The following is a 20,951-nucleotide window of genomic DNA, read 5'->3' as shown; positions in this document are numbered from 1 at the left end:
AAAAAAATGACCCTAATTTATTTAGGATGAATAAAAACAGTGTAGATCACCAAAGGTATTCTACACTGTAGTCAGGTTTTTTATTTGGATGTTAAATGCAGTTCCCTCATGCTTTGTGCTATCCGCTTCTTGCCTTCTTCTCTCTTTTTCAGTAGATGCTCCAATAATGGACCAAACTTTTCCGCGTAAGCTGATTTTACTTTCCACACTCCCCGTTCAGGTTCAAGTTCATCAATTGGCTCGATATTATCAGTAATTGGTTTTAGAAGTTTCTCATATTCGGTTCTTTCTCTACGATTTCTCTTTATTTGAATCATGGGTGTAGGTAACTTGGCATTACCATTTTCTACTGCCCTAAAATTAAAAGAAACAAACCCCCGCTTCGGTTCACCTTTTACTGTAAAAAAACCTGCGTAACAATCTCTTATGATTAAGAACATAAATTCATAATAAGTAAGACTAAATTCTTCTTTCGCATACACTTTTCGCTTATTAATCTGTTCTGGATTGATCCCAGTTTTATTATTAAGTAAAACATCAATTACTGGAACATCATCAATATCAATGTCTGTACGCAAGGTAATCCCTACCGGTGTTGCACAGGTGCCTTTTATACCCTTTCCACCTATTGAACGCCTTGAGGGGATCGAATTAAAACCAAGTAAGCATTCGAAATGTAACGTATGTGATAAAGAACCAAGAGAATCTCTTCGACTATCTGGCATTAATCCAAGCAATTCATTACCTAAGGCTAGAATTTTATTATTGTATGTAGTCTTTTTTCCATTCTCCTTCTTCTTTTTAGGTTCCATCCTGTTTCACCCTTCCTTCTTTACTTAATTATTTTAATTGAGTAACCTGGCTCCCGGTTATGAGAGTAGTAATGTTTATCCAGAAACCGTTTTTTGTTGTACTCTACCTCATAATCATCAAACACATGATAAATTGTATCAATAGTTGAAAGGTAAGCAAACCTTATACCTTCTTCTGTAAAGATAAATTGATAACTTCCATCATGTTCGATAGGTGTCACTATAAATTTATTTTCATCATACGTGTACCTACCTACACCTAAATTAACCAAATCGAATTTCTCAGGTTGTCCTATAAAGTAAGTTTTCTCACCGAAAAATAGTTCCTTCTTTTTCTTTACACCAACAAGATTTCTAAAGTGCTTCACTCGCTCGTACGATAACATATTTATTTCACGAAGGTTTTCCGGTGTTAAATTGAAAGACTCAATTTTCATCTCTTCACTTAGAAGGGTATAAACTCTTGGATAGTAAGTTAACCTTAAGAAATTTTTATTGAACTCCCGAATTACAGCAGGGTAACAAGATAAAAGTTTACCTATTTCCTCATTCTCACCATTATATTTACGCTGATTGTTATCTCTTTCATAAAGTAAGACCACATCTCCAACTTCAAATTCTGAAGAAAGGCTGGTAAACTTTTGTTTTACACTGTAAGGCTCATTCATCCATCCTCTTTGATTCCAGTGTTTCACATAGGCTATCCATTCAAATTGATATTCCTGTATCTTTTCTCTGCCTTCAGCATATTGATCTATACTTTTCTCGTGGCTCAACTTCTTATGACTCTTTGGCTCCAAAAACTTTATATCGAGAAGTCCTTCCAGCAGACAGTTACCATATCTCATAAGTATATAGAGATCAATATATTCGAATTGGTTAGGAAATCGCTTTTTATGATCAATAATTATTTGAGGGACTTTGACACTATCCTTATAACTTCTAACAAAAATATAAGCTACTAAACTTACATAAGCCTTTGATCTATTACTGTCATAATTCATTATCCTATTTGCCTTAGTGTCATAGTCATAATCATATACCGCTTCATCATCAGTATATTTCTTAAATACAACATTCTCGATCGAATCTAGAAAGAAATCTCCTACCGAACATTCCGCCAGAACCTCTTTATCTGGCGTGAACCCCACATCAAGCCCGCTATGCCATACGAAACTGAAGTGTTCACCGATGAGCAATTCCTCTGATATTGTTACATCAGATAAAACCAATTTTTTGTTAAGTAAGGATTTGGCATACTTGTCGAGTTCATATGCAAGCAAAAGTTCCGAACCTGTTTGAATAGTTGTGACTTTCTTGTCTAAAGGTAATAATTCGTTTAATCTTATGATATCCATTCGTAATTCTCCTTTCACATGAAGTAATCATTGGTAGTATTGTCTATATTTTAACCCATCGATCTTTGTGGCTCAATTATAGAAAAACCACCTTCCAATCGGATAAGTGGTTACGACCTGTTTCCAATCTTTACTTAATGAATACGACATACACCTTATCTGTTGTTAGCAGATTACTATCTTCGTAAATTTCGACCTTCTCCTTAAGATCAGCCTGCAAATTCTTTATTAAGTGTTGCGCGGCGGATAAAGTATGGTCGCCAAAATCATAGATCACCAAAAATTTGAATGCTGCCGCGGGATCAATCGACTTCACTTTTGATTTTCCTTCAAGCAGACCCTTAATGTCTTTTATGAGTCCGTTCCTCTGGGCGGAACCAAATTTGTATCCGTTATTGATCGGCTTGTTGCACTTGATCTCGGCAATAATGTTAACCTCTCCAGAAACTACGAGATCGTAACCATTATCATTCGGTCTGGTTTGGAGTACTTGATCCAAGTAGACTTGATTATTCTGCTTCACATAAGGGAAACGATCACTTACCCAATCAATGAATCGGATGGTCGTTTTGTATGTAATGATGTTATGGATGTCTTTCAACGTAGTCTTTATGTCTTCGAAGTCTTCAACTGACAGCCGGGAATAGTAATCTTCATCGGAACCAGTTATTTTATTGGCTACGAACTGGTTGAAGCGTTCTTTCAACTCGGCTTCTCTATCATAAGGTAGGCTCATTTTTACCCCCTGTTAGTGGAATGGAATACTTATCCACTAATTGTATCTCGAATGGCTCTAATTGCTCAACAACAAAAACCCATGCCCCAACTGCCCTCAATTTCTTGAATCAATAGTGATAATTTCCGCTCAAAAAGTTGATGACCCACATTTTCGATCATCATATGGTATCTTCACTCTAGAAAAATAAAGATGGTGCAAGTTAAGACACCATCTTAGAAAACTCGTTATCGGGCTTATCCATTAATATATACAGTAAAAACTTCATCTGTATCTTTATCTTGAATCATATAGGATTCATCGGGAGAGACACCAAAGGATTCTGATTTAGCGCCACTATATACTTTGGATGCAACCTTATTGACATTGATGACCGAGAACTTATATGGAGTGCCGTTTTTACCAACTTCCAGAACATATCTTGGCTTTACAACAACATCCAAAGACGCATGACCATTTACAACTTGAACTGTGTTTGATTTAAACTCTACATTTGCGTAATCACTAGAAACTAAGCTGACCTTATATTTGCCATCAGCAACCCCATAGATTACAGGTTCGAACCCATATGATGAATCATTCTTATCCATACTGACTTGAACAGTCAGTTCTTGTCCCTTGCTGTCGGTTAAAGACATCATGAATCTTGTCCATTTCATACTTAAATCTGTGTTTACATCCGTAGAAATATTCAATAATATCGTGCCGTTGGTATTAGCAGTTGGTTGGTTATTACTATCGGAACCACCAAGTCCTAAAAAGCCTAGCCTCACCCTGTTATCAGGCTTTACAACCCGATTTATGATTGCTGCAGCCTCTGCCCTGGTAATATTAGAAGTCGGCTTAAAGCTACCTTTTTCATCCGATCCTGTGAGCACCCCGGCACTATACAGTTTGTAAATATCAGAACCATACTTACTATTTAATTTTACATCTGGAATAGCTGTTATATTGTTAATTTTGCTGAATACACTGTCAGGCAATGCATTGGAGAAAATATAAGCTAATTGTTCACGCGTTGCAGGATTATTATAGTTAGTAAAGCTCTTCTCATTAACGATTTTGTTCTGTATAGCATAGGACACAACTCCATCGTACCAGTTCGATCCGTTATTATTAATTTCACCGTTGCCACCATGATAAATATTATGGACTCTGGACGCTATAGCAATCGCCTCAGATACAAGGATCTTCCCACTCGGATCAAATACTGTACTACTTTTTCCGCTCATTAATCCAAGTTCAAAACTAATGCGAACGTCATTAGCATACCATTCAGTGCCACGGATATCCGCGAATTGATTTCCTTTGTATATATTTTTCTCTGTGAAGTTGGTTAGGTTAATATCAGACGGATTAGCTTGCTCCTGATTTATTAAATCATCACTATTCTGAGGTGGCTTCACTTCTGCTTGCTTATGTTGGGATATAGTAAGACGTTGCGTATTATTATTAGAATTACCCGGCGTGTCTGGTCCGTTTGGCTGTCCATTAGGTTTTCCAATCTTGCTCATGTCCATTTTAATAGGGCTTCTTCCACCGGAATTATCACCAAGTTCAGAAGTTCGATCACCCCAAATCCATGCTGTTCCATCTGATTTTAATGCAAAAGAAGTCAAACCAAGAGCTGCTATCTTCTCAACGTTAGTCAATCCTGAAACTTGTACGGGAGTCACACTATTATTAAATGTTCCATCCCCCAACTGACCAGAGAAATTTGACCCCCATGCCCATACAGTCCCGTTATCCTTTAAGGCTAAACCATGATTGCCTCCTACGGATATATGTTTAATTTGGCTTAGACCTTGTACTTGTACAGGGCTTGACACGCTATCTTCTTTAGTCCCATTCCCTAATTGCCCACTATCGTTATTTCCCAATCCCCAAACTGTTCCATCATTTTTTAATGCGAGCATTGTGCCTGCATTATATGCTATTTCTTTTACTTTGGATAACCCTTGAACTTGCACTGGAGTCAAATTCATTGCGTTCTTAGCACCTGTACCAAGTTCTCCCCAGGTATTATGCCCTGCTCCCCATACAGTTCCATCACTTTTAAGAGCAATTGATATTTGACCACCCGCAACAATGGCTGTTACATCAGTTAAGCCTTGCATTTTTACTGGCTTCACGTCCGATATAAATGTTCCATTCCCGTACTCACCTCGAGAGTTAGTGCCCCAAACCCAAACTGTTCCATCGTTGGACAATGCCATTGAATGCCAGCCGCCAGCAGATATCGCTTTTATATTGGTTACTCCTGGTACCTGAATTGGTTTTGATATTATTCCGTCATAAAACGCACCGTTCCCTGATGGAATAACGCTATATGCACCCCAAACCCATACTGTTCCATCACTTTTTAGAGCCATATTGTGATAGACACCTGCTGATATAGCGATAACATTATTCAAATTCGCTACCTGAACTGGAACAGAACTCTCTTCGGTAGTTCCATTCCCAAGTTGACCCAAGATATTGTCTCCCCAAGTCCAAACTGTTCCATCTTTCTTTAATACCATATGACCTGACATAGAGATAATTTCATCGGAGTTACTATTGGCTGCAAATGAAGAACTCTGAAAAATGTTGGTCGATATAACTATTATGAATAAGAGGATGAGTACTATTCGCCTTCTCATTTTCTTTACCAACTTTCTGTAAAAAGTTTAACTAACGATTTTCGAAATATCGTAACTGGTAATTGTTAAATAAAAGATGGTGCCTATTACAGCACCATCCAAAATTGAACCCTGATGGTCAATTACTCTTCGTCTTTGTAATCAATCTTCGTGTCGATTCCAACTGTATTTGTTTTGCTATCCCACGTAACACCAATATTGAACGCTTTTGCGATATCGCGGAGCTTGAAGTAGTTATTACCATCGATAGTGTAGGCGACCAAGCTTACTTCCTTGCCATCAATATATAATGTGGAAGAAGTAGGTTTAGCTTCTTTAGTTGCTGGCTTAGCAGATACTTTAAGCTCTCCACCCGCAGGAGTGTATGCTTTGCCGGAAAGAAGGCTAATTGCATTCTTTGCTCGATCCCATTTAACTTCAAATTGTTTCACAGTGCCATTCACAACAGATGCGATGTCGCGAAGCTTAAAGAAGTTGTTATTATTGATGTTATAGGCTTCAAATGATACTTCTTTGCCATTGACGATAACCTTGGAAGCGGTTGGCTTGGCAGATACAGGCTTGCTCGACTGATTTGTATCTGCATCAACCACTTTGTAACGATTGAATCCTTCATACATGAAGTAAATATTCTTAAACGAGTCGATCACATTACGATCTTTGTCATAAACCTCTATAGATGCAACTAAAACATCGTCTGTAAGAACAGATTCGAATGTAACACTCGGCATAAATACTGAAACTTTACCGTCTTTGAATTCCTCGTCTACGTATTTCATTTGACCACCAAAATAGCTGTCGACGCTCACATAAACTGAATGTGCCTTTTGGTTTGTAGTTACCAGATCAAACAAGAATACGTTAGAGTCCTTCTCAAATTTCGGATTCTTCAATGTAATCGCAGAGACTTCAAAACCGCCAATTTCATCGTCATTTCCCTTAACAGTCTGGAGCTTCAAAGAACTGCTTGGGAATTTAATCTTATACCCCGATTTTTCATTAAGAACATTTACTGTCGACATACCTTGTTCCGCTGTATTATTACCGGATTCGGAGTTAGCCTTGGGATCATTACTGGCAGTTCCTTCGCCAACAATCTGAACAACAAATTCGGCAACCGTATCGGGAGAAAACTCGCTTCCGAAGCGCACGTTCACCCCATAGTAGCCCTTCTTGCTGAGACTTGCGGTATTCCCTTTTACAGTGATATCCTCAGATGCTTCTCCCATAATAAAGGATTCACCATCAAGCTTCGCGTCAGGAAGGAAGCTGATACTCGGATGCGGGTCTTTCCCGGTAATGGTAAGCGTTACCGGCTTATCAGTTACGAAAACCGTATCTCCAACACCTGAACCTTCATCGATAAACTGCTTTTTATCAGTTACATTTGAGATTGAAACATAACCACCTTGCTTCGTCTCTACTTTCACTCCACTATCAGCCAAAGCCGTCAGTGAAGAAAATAGGGAAATAACTAAAGACAAGACCAACATCATAGACATCTTCTTCATTTTCCATCACTCCATTTTCATTGTTGTATGCTTATCATGAGCGATTGCTCTAATAGCCAAAATTACTGAACTTAGTCTTTACTCTTCTCAGCTGATTCTGAAAATCAAAAAAAAAAATCTCCGCTCAACAAATAATTGCATCCTCTCCTTTTAGAGTTTTATAAACAATGTCTAATCACCCTTCTAGACATTTCCCCATTATTCCTTGCCAGAGTGGGCATTTCGACATATATTTCTGATTATAATATACGAACTATCCTTCGTGAAGTATTAGTCGTTATCAAAAGTTCGCGAATTCCCTAACATAAAGGAAACGAATGCAAGGTGGTGTTTCCTTTAATGAAATTGAAAGAAGCAAGAGAAAAGAAGAAACTCAGCCAAGAAAGCGTTAGCCGCGCTGTTAATATATCCTTACGGCATTATCAAAACATTGAAGGTGGCATAACCATCCCTGCAGTGAATATCGCTCATCATATCTGCGAAGTTCTTAAGGTTGATCCACGAAAAATTGATGAGTGGAAAGACAGACGCCCGCCTGTTTAAAGCAGATCCCCCTTAGATCATGATATTTAGAACCTGCTCCTTAGTCAGTTGACTTTAAGTCACATCGGAACACAACCTCGACAAAATTATCCATCATATCTATAACTTTTGACCTACTATCCCGATATACTTATTAAGAAGAATATGGGAAGGAGGTCTTTTTGTTTGTGGACATAAGAAACCAATTTGGTCAAAGAGTAAGAGAGCTGCGGGCGAGAAGTGGTATGTCTCAGGAGATACTTGCCTATCGCGCAGGGCTTGATCGTTCATATTTAAGTGGTGTCGAACGAGGAGAACGCAATGTGAGCCTGGTTAATATCGAAAAGATCGCCGCGGCGCTTACTGTATCGGTTGAATATATGTTTTCAAGCGAACGCTTTTCGTCAACACCTGCATATCAACCCAATGACTTCACGATACCATTCACAGAACGGTTTAAATATCAACTCGATGGTGACCGAAAGATTCTCGCCTTTCAGGTTTATGGATTACTTACTGGAGATAATGTGGATTTTATGTCCAAGACCCTTATGGGAATCTGTAGTTCATTCGGGAGAGGTGAACTGAACGTTTTCGTTGATCACCGAGATATGAAAGCTTCTGACGGGGAGCCGGTAGTTTACTCGCCAGAAGTATCTGAACGGGCAATTGCTTTTCATCGGAACTTGCTATTATATAGCAGTAAAGCTGTGGTGCTCTGTAATTCTGAATTTCAAGTGCATCAATTAAATCGAATTACCCAAGAAAGTGGTATTCCTACAGTCCCTCTTTTCGGTCGTGATAAAGACATGGTCGGACAGGCATACGAGTTACTCGACATTAACGGGAATGACTTAATTAAAGTGCATTAGTTTGAGGTGGATTTTGTGAATGTAAGAATTCAGTTCGGGAATAGAATACGTGAACTCCGAGCAAGAAGCGGCATGTCCCAAGAAATGTTGGCTCATCGAGCTGGGATGGATCGGAGCTATCTCAGTGGTGTAGAGCGAGGATTACGTAATATCAGTTTGGATAATATCGAAAGACTTGCTAAAGCATTGAATGTGTCGATTTCGTATATGTTTGCAGTCGAAAGGCTTTCCGATACCCCTGCATATCAACCGCATGACTTTACTGTTCCGCTCTCTGAACGGTTCAAATATCATGTGGATAGCGATAAACGGATTCTGTCATTTCAGGTAACTGGATTGCTAAATGGTCAACATGTAGACCATATGTCGAAAACCTTGCTGGGGTTATGCAACGCCTTTAAGAAAGAAGAACTAAGTGTCTTTGTTGATCACCGAGATATGAAGGCTGCCGATGGGAAGCCAGCTGTATACTCTCCTGAAGTAACAGAAAAAGCAGTTTTATTTCAGCAAGAGCTTACTACATATAGCAATAAAGTAGTTGTACTCTGTAATTCTGAATTCATGGTACAGCAAATGAATTTTGTCACTGCGACGAGTGGGATTCATGAAAAGTCGATTCACTTGTTCGACCGCGACAAAGACATGGTAGGGAAAGCATACGAACTGCTCGATGTTAACGGGAATGACCTGATACAAGTGAAAGCTTAAAGCCGCCATTGTTGGCGGCTTTAGAAGTCCGCAGGATGCATGTGTATAATGGTCTTAAAAACAGGGAGATGTTGAATTGGCTCAAATTTATGATTTTCTTTCTCGTCAACCACTCAGTAGACTCAAGTATCACGATTATGAGCAAAACGATAGGATTATCGAACAACACGGCAAATACATTGGAGTGCTTACTAAACAAAGAACTGAGTCGCTACGGGAAATAATCGATTTGATTGAACTTAAGAAAAAACAGATTGAACAGTTGATGTCTGAGTTTGAGGAATTGCGCTCTGGATACGATGAGATCGTACTTGAAGCAGTGAGCTTTCTTGGAGCAAAGAAAAATGGAGTCGATTTCGATCCGGAAACATGGGATTTCTATGTGGATGTTAAGGGGCATTGTTGGGTGGTAAATAACAACAAATAGAAATAAAAAGCAAGGGGGGCATTCCCCTTGCTCTAGACGAACATTTGATTCATAAAACCCTTTTTCATAGCTTCTAACTCGGTCTTTTTCTTTTTAAGCAATTCAATCTTCTGAGATAACTTGTAAAGAAAACTCGATATCTTTCTTTGCTCTTTAATATCAGGAAGTGGAACTTCTAGACTTGATAATGCTGGCTTTGACAGTCCAAAAACTGATACCCCATTTGCATTTACATTAATAAACTTCCTGTATTCAGTAGTCTGTGTAAAGTAGTGCAAAAACAACGAGTCTAACCGGCTATCTGGTCTAAAACAATGGGTATGTAACCCGCCAATTATTTTTCTATTGCCACCTTCGAGAAGAACAACGCTTTTACCAAGATCAGAAGTATCTTCAGATGCATCAGCAAATACTACGTCTCCGTCTTTAAGAAGTGTGTATGTTGTTGCTTCTGTATCAATACTTAATGACGGAAGCCCCATCTGTGACGTAATCACTCCCGATAATTTAGAATGAATATCACCGTAATGAATATGTTGATATTCCCCTTCTCCCTCAACACTGCGTGAAAAGCTGTAGTTTCTAATAAACGAACCTATTTCCTCTAAGACCGATGAATCCCAATCGGGAAATTCCTGCCCATTCTCATTTCTGAACCGAATCTCCTTCGAGAAAATCTTCTGGAGCATACCTTTCTTGAACAACTCCAATTGTTCGATCTTCTCCTGCTGCTTCTCGATCTTTTGATCAAGGAGAGAGAAAAAGGAAGCAATTTTTTGTTGCTCCTCTATTGAAGGTAAGCATAAACTAAATTGAACCAATTTATTGAAGTAAAGCCTCGTTCTTGTTCCTCCTAATTTCTGCATCTCACAAAACTTCCTAAATCGTTTGGACGAATTAAGATATTTATGGATAAACACTGTACTCAAAGTATCGTTTGTTGTAAAAACAGGGTATTCAGGACTGACAAGAACCTCATCAGCAATATTATTAATGTTAAAATGAAATATAGAGTCGTCACTCATATGGCGATATGTCATATAACCTCTAGGAACTATCTTAAACTGTATGTCCTCACTTACATAAGACCGATCTCCACTGTAGTATTCGCCTTGCAAGAAGAGTCCTCTCCTTGATGATGTAGCAATAGGAACACTGCCACCTCCCTTCTGTAGTTGCTTGTACTCTTTTATGTGATGACCTAATGTCGTGCTTTTCCAAGGTCCTTTAAATCCAGCAAAACGCAAGTTTGGCGTAGCCTGCTGTATATTGTTATCCACCCCTTACACCCCCAACTCCTCGAGATACCTCTTCAATTCGGTATCTATTTCAGCTATCTCATCATCAATCTCTTTCAACCTTACACGCACTGCTTCAATGTCTACAGGCTCTTCTTCCTCGAAGGTATCTACATAACGAGGGATATTTATGTTATAGTCATTCGCTCTGACTTCATCAATACTAGCGGCATACGAATATTTCTCGATGGACTGACGAACCTTATATGTTTCAACAATCCTCACAACATCTTCATCACGAAGACGATTTTGGTTCTTCCCTTTCTCGAAGTCGTTGGAAGCATCAATAAAAAGAATGTTGTCATTCGCTTCTCGACATTTCTTGAATACCAATATGCAAGTAGGGATCGATGTTCCAAAGAAAACATTGGCTGGTAAGCCGATCACCGCATCCAAGTAGTTCTTTTCCTCAATCAGGTACTTACGTATAGCCCCTTCTGCCGCGCCGCGGAACAATACCCCATGAGGAAGGACAACTGCCATTGTTCCGTTATCATCAAGATGATGAATCATATGTTGAACAAAAGCGAAATCGGCTTTAGATGCGGGAGCTAGTTTTCCGTAGGCACTAAACCTCTCATCTTGCAGGAACTTTTCATCAGAACTCCATTTTGCTGAGTATGGAGGATTTGCTACTACGGCTTCAAAGCGCATATCAAGATGCCGCGGTTCATCCAAACTATCGGCATTTTGAATATCGAAGTTATGATAAGACACATCATGCAGGAGCATGTTCATACGAGCCAAGTTATAAGTAGTTGAGGTTTTCTCTTGCCCGTAAAACTTTCTGACTCTCGCTTCCTTGGCAACCCTCAAGAGCAACGATCCTGAACCGCAAGTCGGGTCATAGACATTTCTTAAGTCATTCTTACCCAGTGTAACTATCTTAGCAATGATTTTGGAAACTTGTGGTGGAGTATAGAACTCACCAGCTTTTTTCCCCGCATTGGCAGCAAACTGTCCGATCAAATACTCATAAGCGTCGCCCAGAACGTCAATGTCCACATCATCATGTAAGAAAGGAATGTCATTGATGTTGACCATGACCTTAGCGATCAGCTTGGAACGAGACTTTACATCACGACCCAATTTCGAGGAAGCCAAGTCCATGTCATCGAAAAGGTGTTGGAAGTCATCTTGACTCGTCGCTCCGAGTGTAGATTCGGTTACTTTGTTGATTGCTGCTTGCAGCATTTCAATATCGAACTTCCCTTGCTCACCCTTACCAATTTCTTCAATCATGCTTGAAAACAGGTAATCTGGTTCGATAACGTAGCCAATTTCCTGAATAAGCTGATCTTTTAAGGCGTCTCGATATGCTTGATCCTTCCAAGCATCTCTGTAAGAAATATTGTCTTCCTGAAGAAGGCTATTAACCCGATCTTCCGTTTTGTCAGACAAATAACGGTAAAAGATTAAACCAAGGATATAGTTTTTGAACTCATATGCTTCGAGTTGCCCTCGAAGGTCGTTCGCCATGTCCCAAAGTTTCTTATGTAACTCGGCTTGTTGATGACGTTGTAACTCAGTCGTTGTCATCTGTTTACCTCCTCCTTTAGATACCCCATCAATAACTGTTTGATATATTGCTGTTCCCATACGATTCTCTCCTGAAGTAGTCGATTTTTTCGATGTAATAATCTGTGGACGCTACCAATCTTCACTTGATCGTCCATAGGTGGCAAAATAATTTCCAAAGTCCTAAGCATTTGAATCGACAAAGCTGCTATACTGGAACCTTGCGTTGCGATCTTCAATTGTTTGCGACAATCTGGATGTTCATTGATATACCACTCCAAATAGTCAGGATTCAATTCACCTGTAGGCTCAATGATGGCAAAGTTAGAAGGGATCAACTTTCCGGCATGCTCCTGCTGCAATGCTACAGCTCGTTGTCCAGTCAAGCTTATTAGGACTAAACCCTCTTTGGCGAGTGGCAAAGATACCAAACGCCCTTGATCTACATGAACATCAGAAGCATCTTGCTGATTCTCTACCGATGTGGGATCAGGACTTAACCATTCGTTCATTTCTTTCATCGTGTAGACCGGAAGCTTTACTGCCTCCAATGAAGGTGACGTCTGTATACGGGATAAAAATGCCCCTTGTACCACCGATGCACATTGTTCTAAATTCAAACCAGCCCTCCCCTTTTGCTATTTACTCAAATAGCGTTAAAATCAATAATTTCATCATAATAAAAAACAGCAGAAAAGGCAAGTCCTTTCCTGCTATTTTTATAAATAGCATTATGAAAATCGTTTGGTATGCTCAGTTATGAACTCAATAATCCGTTGAATCATTGCTCGTTTTTGAAGGAATGGCAACCTGACAGCATCACTTATCTCTTGTTGGTTAATTAGCCCACCGTACTCATATTCTTGTACAAAGCTTTGGATTACTTCTGGCGATAACCCCACTTCACTGGCGAATGCTTCAATTTCCTTCATACGTTCTTCTTGTTCGAAGGCATTGTAATTATCGTCTACCGAATCTGCATTGGTTAACGTTGGTACTACTTTCCGCAAGAAGTCCTTCAGCAAATTGGCTTTTAGTCTGAGTTGCTCATTGTCAGCCCGATCGATCTCATCGACAATATCTTTTACTGACTTGTCTCGCTGCTCCTGATTATCGAAATCAATGTTGCGGATCAGATTCATAATGTAACTAACATTAATCCGATCTGTATGCATCAGCTCGATTAGGAAGTCAACGTTCGCCAAGATCGATTCTTTACCCCCGCCGCGCTTAACTTCATCATAAATACGGAGATACTTGCTCTTGTAATCCTGGTACTCCTGTTCAGAAATACCCAATCGAGCCGGGTCGAATTCAAACTCGGTAAAAGTTTGGAGACGAGTCAGATATTTGGTAAGCTCACGGAAACTAACCACAAACTCTTGTTTTTCTTCCTCCCGCTCCAAAGCATCTACTTCCGCTGGCGTAGCGGCAAGAGCTTTGACTTTTACCAGAGCTGCCCTGAACATTTGAAGGTATTCTTCGTAACTCTTCATCAGGACATCATCGACGCTATCTGTCTTTGAGAACAACTTGATTGCCTCGTCCGTATCTTCCTTGAGATTGCGGAAGCATACAATATTTCCATAAGGTTTGGTCGCTTTCTCAGTCCGATTGGTGCGGGAGAAGGCTTGAATCAAATTATGATATTTCAGGAAGCGATCCATGTAGAGGATATTCAAAGTTTTGCTGTCGAATCCTGTCAAAAAGATGTTGACTACCAGTAAGATATCGATCTGAGCAGTCTTGACTTTACGAGAAACATCGGCAAAATATCCTTGGTACTTATCTGTTGAGAAGTTGGTTCCAAACATAGCATTGTAGTCCTTGATGATACGTTCAAGGCTATCCCGAGAATGCTCGTCTTGTCCATCGCCTTCACTGTCCTCATTCTGTCCATAGGTGAAAATGCCGGCAATCTTCAAGTTATGTGACATGGACTTGAAGGTGTCGTAGTACTTAACCAGCATCGGGATGCTATCCACAGTGAATAGTCCTGTATACCCCTTACTGCGTGACTTCCGATCATGATGGTTTATGATGTTCTCAGCGATCAAACGGATTCGATCATCATGCATCCAGACTTCATCAGTCAGAATTCCTTTTACGCGGGTCTGATCTTTTTCGTTAATCGAAACATCAACCGTTTGGATGTAATCCACCGAGAACCCCAAGACATTGCCATCATGAATAGCATCTTTAATCAGATACGTGTGTAGACATTTCTCAAAAATATCGGCGGTTACCCGACCGTCTTGGCTTTTGTTTTCTTCGAACAAAGGTGTTCCAGTAAAACCAAAGTACTGCGCCTCTTTAAAATGATTGTCAACGAGTCTTTTCATCTTACCAAACTGACTGCGATGACACTCATCAATAATGAAGACAACCCGTTCCTGTTGATATGGCTTCATGATCTCCTCATATCGAGGATTTTTTATTGCGTTCGCCATCTTTTGAATTGTAGTAACGATCAACGGCTTCGTTAAGTCCGAAATTTGTGCCACCAATTTTTCAGTATCGTCTGTCATGTCTACCGAATCCGGTTCAAACTTGTTGAATTCAGCTAATGTCTGACTATCCAAATCCTTACGGTCAACAAGGAAGAAGACCTTCTTTATATGCGGTTCGTTCGCAAGGATTTGACTCGACTTAAATGAGGTTAATGTCTTTCCGCTACCAGTTGTGTGCCAGATATAACCGTTGTTCTTAGTTTCCAAAGCACGCTTAATAAGTGCCTCAACTGCATAGACCTGATACGGTCGCATGACCATTAACAGCTTCTCGGTCTCATTCAATACCATGTATCGGGCGATCATCTTCGCCATATGACACTTTTCTAGGAAGTTGGAAGTGAAATCGCTCAGATTGGTGATCCGATTATTTTCTGCATCCGACCAGAAAAAGGTATGTGAATATAAGATGTCACCATCGGAGTTTGCAAAATATTTCGTATCAACCCCATTGCTGACAACAAACATCTGCAGATAACGATATAACCCCCTGAAGGAGTGTTTTCGATACCGTTGAATTTGATTGAACGCCTCTTTAAAATCTAAGCCGCGGCGCTTTAACTCGATCTGTACTACGGGTAATCCGTTAATGAAGATTGTTACATCGTAACGGTTTTTATATGTCCCTTCGACTGTTGTCTGATTGGTGACCTGAAAAATGTTCTTACACCAGTCACGGATATTCATCAACTCAAGATAAACCTCTGTTCCGTCATCACGCTGGAACACCTGTTTATCCCTAAGAATCTTTGCTGAGTCAAAAATGCTTTTCCCATCAATCTGAGTTAAGAATCGGCTGAACTCCGCATCTGTTAACGGCTGACCTTTTAATTTCTTTTCATTGAACTTATTCAGTTGCTGTTTAAAGTTTCCTAAAAGCGAATCGTAGTCATTTATTGTCACTCGTTCGTAGCCTTGACGAACAAGTTGCTCGATCAGATTTTTCTCAAGCTGGGCTTCCGACTGATAGGACAAATGTAAAACCTCCTTAGGTGTTCTTTACCCCACTCATACACAGGAGTCTTACAATATTCTACAATTCCCAGCCGATATCCTTCTAAAGCCCCAATTAATAATCTTCTCTTTCAATGTATTGCTCTCGCTAAAGATACAGCAGGGTCTGATCCAATGCCTCCTAATTGACATTCTTCATCACAATTCTGGAAATGTGATACAATAGTCTTAATATTCAATGTTCCTTAGAGGGGGGTTATTATGTCGGAAAAACACGCAGATAAATTACTTCATGTCCAGAACGGAGTTATACGTCACCTGTTATATTCAAAGGTAGACGAGCAGGATTTAATCAACCGTTATCGGGTAGTTGTCAAACGTGAAGTTAAACGAGATTTAAAAGTGGCTTTGGAGCGACTTGACAAACAAAAACTGGTGGAGATTGTGGCTATCTCACCAGAGATAACTGAATCTGATATCGAAACCTGTTTTGAAGATAATCGATACAGCCGAAGACCCAATTTTCGGCTGTTCATGCTGCGTCCGCATAACCCTCAACTAAGTTCATCCTCATTCATTGCAGATCACAAGAATAATACTGGTGTGTCCAAAATGAATGAGTTGCTCAAGCCAATCACTTACCCCAATGACAACATATTTGGACTACTTGCTATTGACCAAACAGTTGTCAATCACGAAACGGTAGAAATCTCATTACAATATCAAGAAAGATATAATTACATCAATCCTGAAACCGAACAGTCCGATTTTATTTACGAATTGAAGTTCGGCTTCTTATGGATCAACTTTGATCAACGCTTTGTGAGCATTAGTATACCTACTGAGTCATTGGTTGGAACAATATCCAAAACTCTTGAAAGAGCCTTTGACTGCTTCGTCTCACCTGTGAACATCACCAAAAAGATTGTCGACAGTGTGTTTAGCAAAGAGTCAATGAAAAGAACCACTTTGAGCAATCCTGACCCCGAATCAGGTAAGCCAAGCAAAGTTACGTTAGCTGACAGTGATCTTGGCAATAAAGTTGGTCAACTTACAGAATTTGATGGGTACGACTCGCCAAGTTCAGTTTATCAAGAAGCAATCGACGAGGACGGAGACTTCTTCTCAACTCTTGGGGTCAACAATGACAAAGGCAAGATTTATCTTACCCGTCAGCTTAAAGCCTCTGAAATGAGACGTTGGGGGATTTGGCGAATCGGACAGATCATGAATTACATTAACTCCATACAGGAAAATGGCGAAATCGATGATAAGTTCGAATCATTTGGACTTGATGAAGATCCCGATCTTGTTGCCTTCACAACTACAAATGACGAGAAAAAAGTTATTTTGGAAGTCATTAAGGCAGTTGTCACCTGTAAGGTAAAAAAGATTGATAGCTTCAAGCTCCACGTCTTAAATGTTGATAAAATTGTAGGTTCACTGAAGAAGCATACCATTACCCACTTCTATCCTTACTGCGATAGTTGCGACCATTATGCAGATATCACCTGTAATAACTGCGGAAACACCGACTTGTTAACGGTTTCCGTAAAAAGAGGACAGGCTCCAAAGGTCATATGTTCATTCTGTTATACTGAACTTCAACAGGATAACGTTCGCTGCTTAATGGATCATAAGGTTAGAATCGACTCCTGGTATGATGGAGTCGTAATTAACCCTCAATCAACTTTAGTCGAACTTGCTGAAAAGATCATAAGCAAGTATTTTCCGGATGACGGATTTTCGCACGAAGAAGAATCCTTCTATCTTCAAAACAATGTCGTGCACTACTCATCTAGAGTCTCTTCGAAAGTCATGTTCAAAGTGAGAGAACTTCAACAATTTAAACCCGTTTGGGATCGGAGAATTACCCCTAAACGCCGCGAAGAACTTGCTGAAGTGTTGAGCTTACTTACAGAAAAATGTTCTAAACATAGTGTCGATGCCTGCCAAGCCTGTCAGCATGAAAAAAGCGTCCGCTGCATAATGAAACCATTTGTAACGTTTACAGATCACAAATTACATCCTCATCATGGACAAGAATACGGCGATATCAGTTTTACAATCCAAATGCTCGGTATGGACGATGCCGTATTTGTAGGGATAGCCAAGAGTTACGAGAGGAAGCCGATAAAACCAACAGACACAAAAGCTTATGAGATGCTTCAACAGTTTGTTTATAAATGTAAGGACACTACTGTCAATGTTTTAGGAATTGTGGTAGCAGGGGAACTTGAACAGGGATTTGTAGCCGTGTTGCAGGATCTTGCCGGGAGGTATAAAAAGAAAGTCGTAATGTGGACTTACGAGGAATTGATATTGGTGGTCGATTTTGCCATCAAGAAATATGATTTATCAATCGCTGAGGTTGTTGAAGAACTAAAGGCAGACAAAGTCAAAAGAAAACGGAAGCCTGCCAGTTAATATTTCGCAAAAATCAACCCTGTCATTCGACTTTGACAGGGTTGATTCATTTGCTATCAGACAGTGGGCAACCTAAACTATGTAGCACATCAACTTAAGGTTCATTTTTTACTTTCTTTTTTAATTCGTACAACAGAAAACCATCAAATAATAATACCCCACCTAACGAATTCTTTGATAAAAATTCGACAGGTGGTGGATTTATCCCTTCCTGAAACTAGAAATCATGTCTTTGGCTCTCAACTTCGTTATATTACACTACTCATACATCAGCCATAGCCCTCTCTGGTTTTTTGCCACCCCTGAATGCAGAGTGACCCTCAAGATTCGCCAACAATATTTTGCGGGTTGTTTTATACTCCTCTCCCACCATACCGAGCCGGATCAGGAAAAGTCTGAAGGTAAACTTATCATTGTCGGTGTCCTTACTTTTGGGTGAAGTATACTTTAGCTTCATCGCGGTTTGGTTCAGCAATCCGACAAGGTGCGTATAGGCATGCATCTCTTCGGGACTGCATTCTGCTTTGAAAAACTTAAAGATGATCGTACTACTGTCAAAACTGAATGTGATGCCTGGGCAGTTCTGTTCGCCAATTTCAGATATCGCTGTCTTGAAACTTTCCAATGTATCGACATCAGCATCATTGATGGCTTTAGCAAAATTCTCTTCGATAATATTCGTTTCAATACCAAGTGCTCTCTTTACAAGCACTTGTTTGCTGTAAAGCAGATTAACCAAATTTCTTAGGGATACCCCTGTATGACCTTCCAGCGGTACAACTACTTCAAGTGGGGAGTTTGAGATTGCCGTGAGCTCGGCTGGATCGCCTGAATCAACTTGAACAACCGGTTCAACTGGTGCAGTGGGTTCGAGCGGTTCGTCTTGTATGGCAGCAGCCTGTCCAGTTAATACGCTGTCGAGATCAACCTCCTTGCCATTCGAAGTCGTGATCTTGCCCGCTCTGTCAATCGAGTAAATCTCCGTGTCAGTCTCAATCTGATAAATGAAGCTCGGAACCCCCAAGTACTTAGGCTTTACTCCAAAATGATCTCCTAACGTCTTTATGATTTCTTTTCTGCCCATAACAACCTCCAATTAGAATTTACATTTTCAATGAGATAGGACGTTACCGCCTTTCATTGAGGTTGTTGTAGTTCTAACTTGGACGGTGATTTAATGCAAGTAATTGTTGAGCATACCCCAAATAAATACAACTTGACGGATATAGAAAGAAGATGTACTATGTAACTATAAGCTACTAGCTACTAGCCACTTGCTATAAGCTACTATAAGAAAATCTCGAACAGAAAGGAGAATGCAAAATGCGAATCGATAAAAACACTTCTCTGGAGGACTTGATGAACATTGCCAAAGCAACTGTTCCAAGTCTGGATCAAGGTGAGGAGTTCCTTGTCAAAGACCTGTTTCGGGGCTTTGAATGGAACAGGATCGCTAAGGGCAATCGTACTAAGCTTGGTTCCATGTTCTACAACTACTCTCTGAACGAAGCGAAGAGCTCCCTTAAAACATTAGGAAAAACGCCGCAGAATCAGCAGATGTACAAAAAATTGTAGTCACAAAGAAGAACCGAATCAGTGTGCACCCATACAACATCGATTCGGTTCTTTTCATTTGTCTAAATGCTGCTGAGATGAAACCAGCATGAATATCCTTTAACTATTTTGACGCGACTTTGTGAGGTCTCTGGCTTCGGATATCGTTGAGCGAGTGAACAATGTATCCAACATACACCACACTCTGCCATTGGGGTATATGTTTCCGGTCTTAACTTCATTACTTGGAGCAAATGGAACTCCTAAGTGATATACGAAACTTGGTTTCCACTCCTCGTCTTTCGCCTCCGAAAAAACTTTAGACATGTTAGTGACAACCTCATACCCTTCTATGTGATGAATCGATTGCAATTTTCCATCATAACGAAATGCAATGTAGTTAGGTGGCTCTTTTACCCATCCATTACCGCCGACAGGGTGAAAATATCTCCTCTTCTTGCTAATAATGTCTCTCCATGAAATTGACCAACCATCAGGAGATCCAGCTCCAACAGATACTACATACACCATATTCGAGTCTTGCTTCTGCATTGTCATCAAGCTCCCCAAATAAACATTCAGTTCTTGCAATAACCGCTTCTCAGCATGTGTTCCGAGTGGATGTGCCAGCTTGGAATAATGGTAAAAGTCCTTCCATGATAATACCTCAACCGGAAAACCATTTACTTGATCTGGGACACGGTGCTTGGCGTAATCCCTGCTGCATTCGCTCAATACAATCAGTCGCTTATCATGGCAAGGATTTTGTATGAAGGATGTTCTGGTTGCATACTTTTGAAGCTGTGTGATGTCTGGAAGATTCCAGCCTCTCTTCGCCTCAATAATTAAGTGAAATTCTTGGGCCAACTCAATTTCTATATCAGTGAATCCTTTGCCCTTTTCATATTCCTGCATCCGAATTTCAACTTCATTAACATCACCGTTCCATTTAAGAACATTTTGGAGAAAGACCTTCAGAAATGAAGGGCACTGCGTCAACCCCCATGCCACACTGTAGCTTATATCATTCTCGTGCTCACCTAAGAGCTGAAATACGCTTCGCATTTCTCGACTATGTAGAAATAATTTTGTCATACCATTT

The 20,951-nt window shown here is 40.0% G+C and carries 17 protein-coding genes; 6 read left to right on the top strand and 11 right to left on the bottom strand.

Annotation, left to right across the window (positions count from 1 at the left end):
- Positions 1 to 80 precede the first annotated feature (80 nt).
- The 5 genes from ACSFXJ_RS06990 to ACSFXJ_RS06970 form a co-directional block, all read right to left on the bottom strand.
- Positions 81 to 812 carry a hypothetical protein gene (locus tag ACSFXJ_RS06990; protein WP_435924471.1) on the bottom strand — a complete coding sequence of 244 codons (732 nt, stop codon included), beginning with the start codon at positions 810 to 812 and terminating at the stop codon, positions 81 to 83.
- 20 nt (positions 813 to 832) lie between these two features.
- Complete coding sequence (locus tag ACSFXJ_RS06985) at positions 833 to 2,170, bottom strand: hypothetical protein (protein WP_435924470.1); 1,338 nt, start codon at positions 2,168 to 2,170, stop codon at positions 833 to 835.
- A gap of 130 nt (positions 2,171 to 2,300) precedes the next feature.
- Positions 2,301 to 2,906, bottom strand: coding sequence for a hypothetical protein (locus ACSFXJ_RS06980; protein ID WP_435924469.1), 606 nt, complete (start codon positions 2,904 to 2,906; stop codon positions 2,301 to 2,303).
- Positions 2,907 to 3,142: 236 nt separating this feature from the next.
- Positions 3,143 to 5,428 carry an S-layer homology domain-containing protein gene (locus tag ACSFXJ_RS06975; RefSeq protein ID WP_435925695.1) on the bottom strand — a complete coding sequence of 762 codons (2,286 nt, stop codon included), beginning with the start codon at positions 5,426 to 5,428 and terminating at the stop codon, positions 3,143 to 3,145.
- A gap of 242 nt (positions 5,429 to 5,670) precedes the next feature.
- Entirely contained in the window at positions 5,671 to 7,059 is a 1,389-nt protein-coding gene (locus ACSFXJ_RS06970; protein ID WP_435924468.1) for a stalk domain-containing protein, read from the bottom strand.
- A 339-nt stretch (positions 7,060 to 7,398) separates the two neighbouring features.
- Between ACSFXJ_RS06970 and ACSFXJ_RS06965 the strand changes: the two genes are divergently transcribed.
- From ACSFXJ_RS06965 to ACSFXJ_RS06950, 4 genes are all read left to right on the top strand, one after another.
- Positions 7,399 to 7,602: a helix-turn-helix domain-containing protein gene (locus ACSFXJ_RS06965; protein WP_127505973.1), complete on the top strand. Its 204-nt coding sequence runs from the start codon at positions 7,399 to 7,401 to the stop codon at positions 7,600 to 7,602.
- A 167-nt stretch (positions 7,603 to 7,769) separates the two neighbouring features.
- Positions 7,770 to 8,453, top strand: a complete 684-nt coding sequence (locus ACSFXJ_RS06960) for a helix-turn-helix domain-containing protein (protein ID WP_435924467.1) — start codon at positions 7,770 to 7,772, stop codon at positions 8,451 to 8,453.
- A gap of 15 nt (positions 8,454 to 8,468) precedes the next feature.
- Positions 8,469 to 9,161, top strand: a complete 693-nt coding sequence (locus tag ACSFXJ_RS06955; RefSeq protein WP_435924466.1) for a helix-turn-helix domain-containing protein — start codon at positions 8,469 to 8,471, stop codon at positions 9,159 to 9,161.
- Between the two features lie 76 nt (positions 9,162 to 9,237).
- The gene (locus ACSFXJ_RS06950) at positions 9,238 to 9,588 is read left to right on the top strand and encodes a hypothetical protein (protein ID WP_435924464.1); all 351 of its coding nucleotides are present in this window, start codon (positions 9,238 to 9,240) and stop codon (positions 9,586 to 9,588) included.
- Between the two features lie 32 nt (positions 9,589 to 9,620).
- Here the strand turns inward: ACSFXJ_RS06950 and ACSFXJ_RS06945 are convergent, their stop codons facing one another.
- From ACSFXJ_RS06945 to ACSFXJ_RS06930, 4 genes are all read right to left on the bottom strand, one after another.
- A complete protein-coding gene (locus tag ACSFXJ_RS06945; protein ID WP_435924463.1) occupies positions 9,621 to 10,868 on the bottom strand; it encodes a restriction endonuclease subunit S in 1,248 nt (415 codons plus the stop codon).
- 3 nt (positions 10,869 to 10,871) lie between these two features.
- Positions 10,872 to 12,425: a type I restriction-modification system subunit M gene (locus ACSFXJ_RS06940; protein ID WP_293654520.1), complete on the bottom strand. Its 1,554-nt coding sequence runs from the start codon at positions 12,423 to 12,425 to the stop codon at positions 10,872 to 10,874.
- Positions 12,422 to 13,024, bottom strand: coding sequence for a restriction endonuclease subunit S (locus ACSFXJ_RS06935; protein WP_293654519.1), 603 nt, complete (start codon positions 13,022 to 13,024; stop codon positions 12,422 to 12,424). The genes ACSFXJ_RS06940 and ACSFXJ_RS06935 overlap by 4 nt, the downstream gene beginning before the upstream one ends.
- A gap of 111 nt (positions 13,025 to 13,135) precedes the next feature.
- On the bottom strand, positions 13,136 to 15,889 hold the full coding sequence (locus ACSFXJ_RS06930; RefSeq protein ID WP_435924462.1) for a type I restriction endonuclease subunit R: 2,754 nt from the start codon (positions 15,887 to 15,889) through the stop codon (positions 13,136 to 13,138).
- Positions 15,890 to 16,129: 240 nt separating this feature from the next.
- On the opposite strand from ACSFXJ_RS06930, the gene ACSFXJ_RS06925 reads away from it, so the two are divergent.
- Positions 16,130 to 18,295, top strand: a complete 2,166-nt coding sequence (locus ACSFXJ_RS06925) for a hypothetical protein (protein ID WP_435924461.1) — start codon at positions 16,130 to 16,132, stop codon at positions 18,293 to 18,295.
- Between the two features lie 262 nt (positions 18,296 to 18,557).
- On the opposite strand, the gene ACSFXJ_RS06920 is transcribed toward ACSFXJ_RS06925, so the two are convergent.
- A complete protein-coding gene (locus ACSFXJ_RS06920; protein WP_435924460.1) occupies positions 18,558 to 19,379 on the bottom strand; it encodes a hypothetical protein in 822 nt (273 codons plus the stop codon).
- Between the two features lie 239 nt (positions 19,380 to 19,618).
- Here ACSFXJ_RS06920 and ACSFXJ_RS06915 point away from each other — a divergent pair, with 239 nt between their 5' ends.
- Positions 19,619 to 19,870, top strand: a complete 252-nt coding sequence (locus ACSFXJ_RS06915) for a single-stranded DNA-binding protein (RefSeq protein WP_435924459.1) — start codon at positions 19,619 to 19,621, stop codon at positions 19,868 to 19,870.
- A 99-nt stretch (positions 19,871 to 19,969) separates the two neighbouring features.
- Here the strand turns inward: ACSFXJ_RS06915 and ACSFXJ_RS06910 are convergent, their stop codons facing one another.
- Entirely contained in the window at positions 19,970 to 20,944 is a 975-nt protein-coding gene (locus tag ACSFXJ_RS06910; RefSeq protein ID WP_435924458.1) for a hypothetical protein, read from the bottom strand.
- Positions 20,945 to 20,951: the final 7 nt, after the last annotated feature.

It is taken from the genome of Paenibacillus salivarius, from assembly GCF_051307165.1.
GTDB lineage: Bacteria > Bacillota > Bacilli > Paenibacillales > Paenibacillaceae > Fontibacillus.
This window is presented reverse-complemented; position numbering and strand designations above follow the sequence as displayed.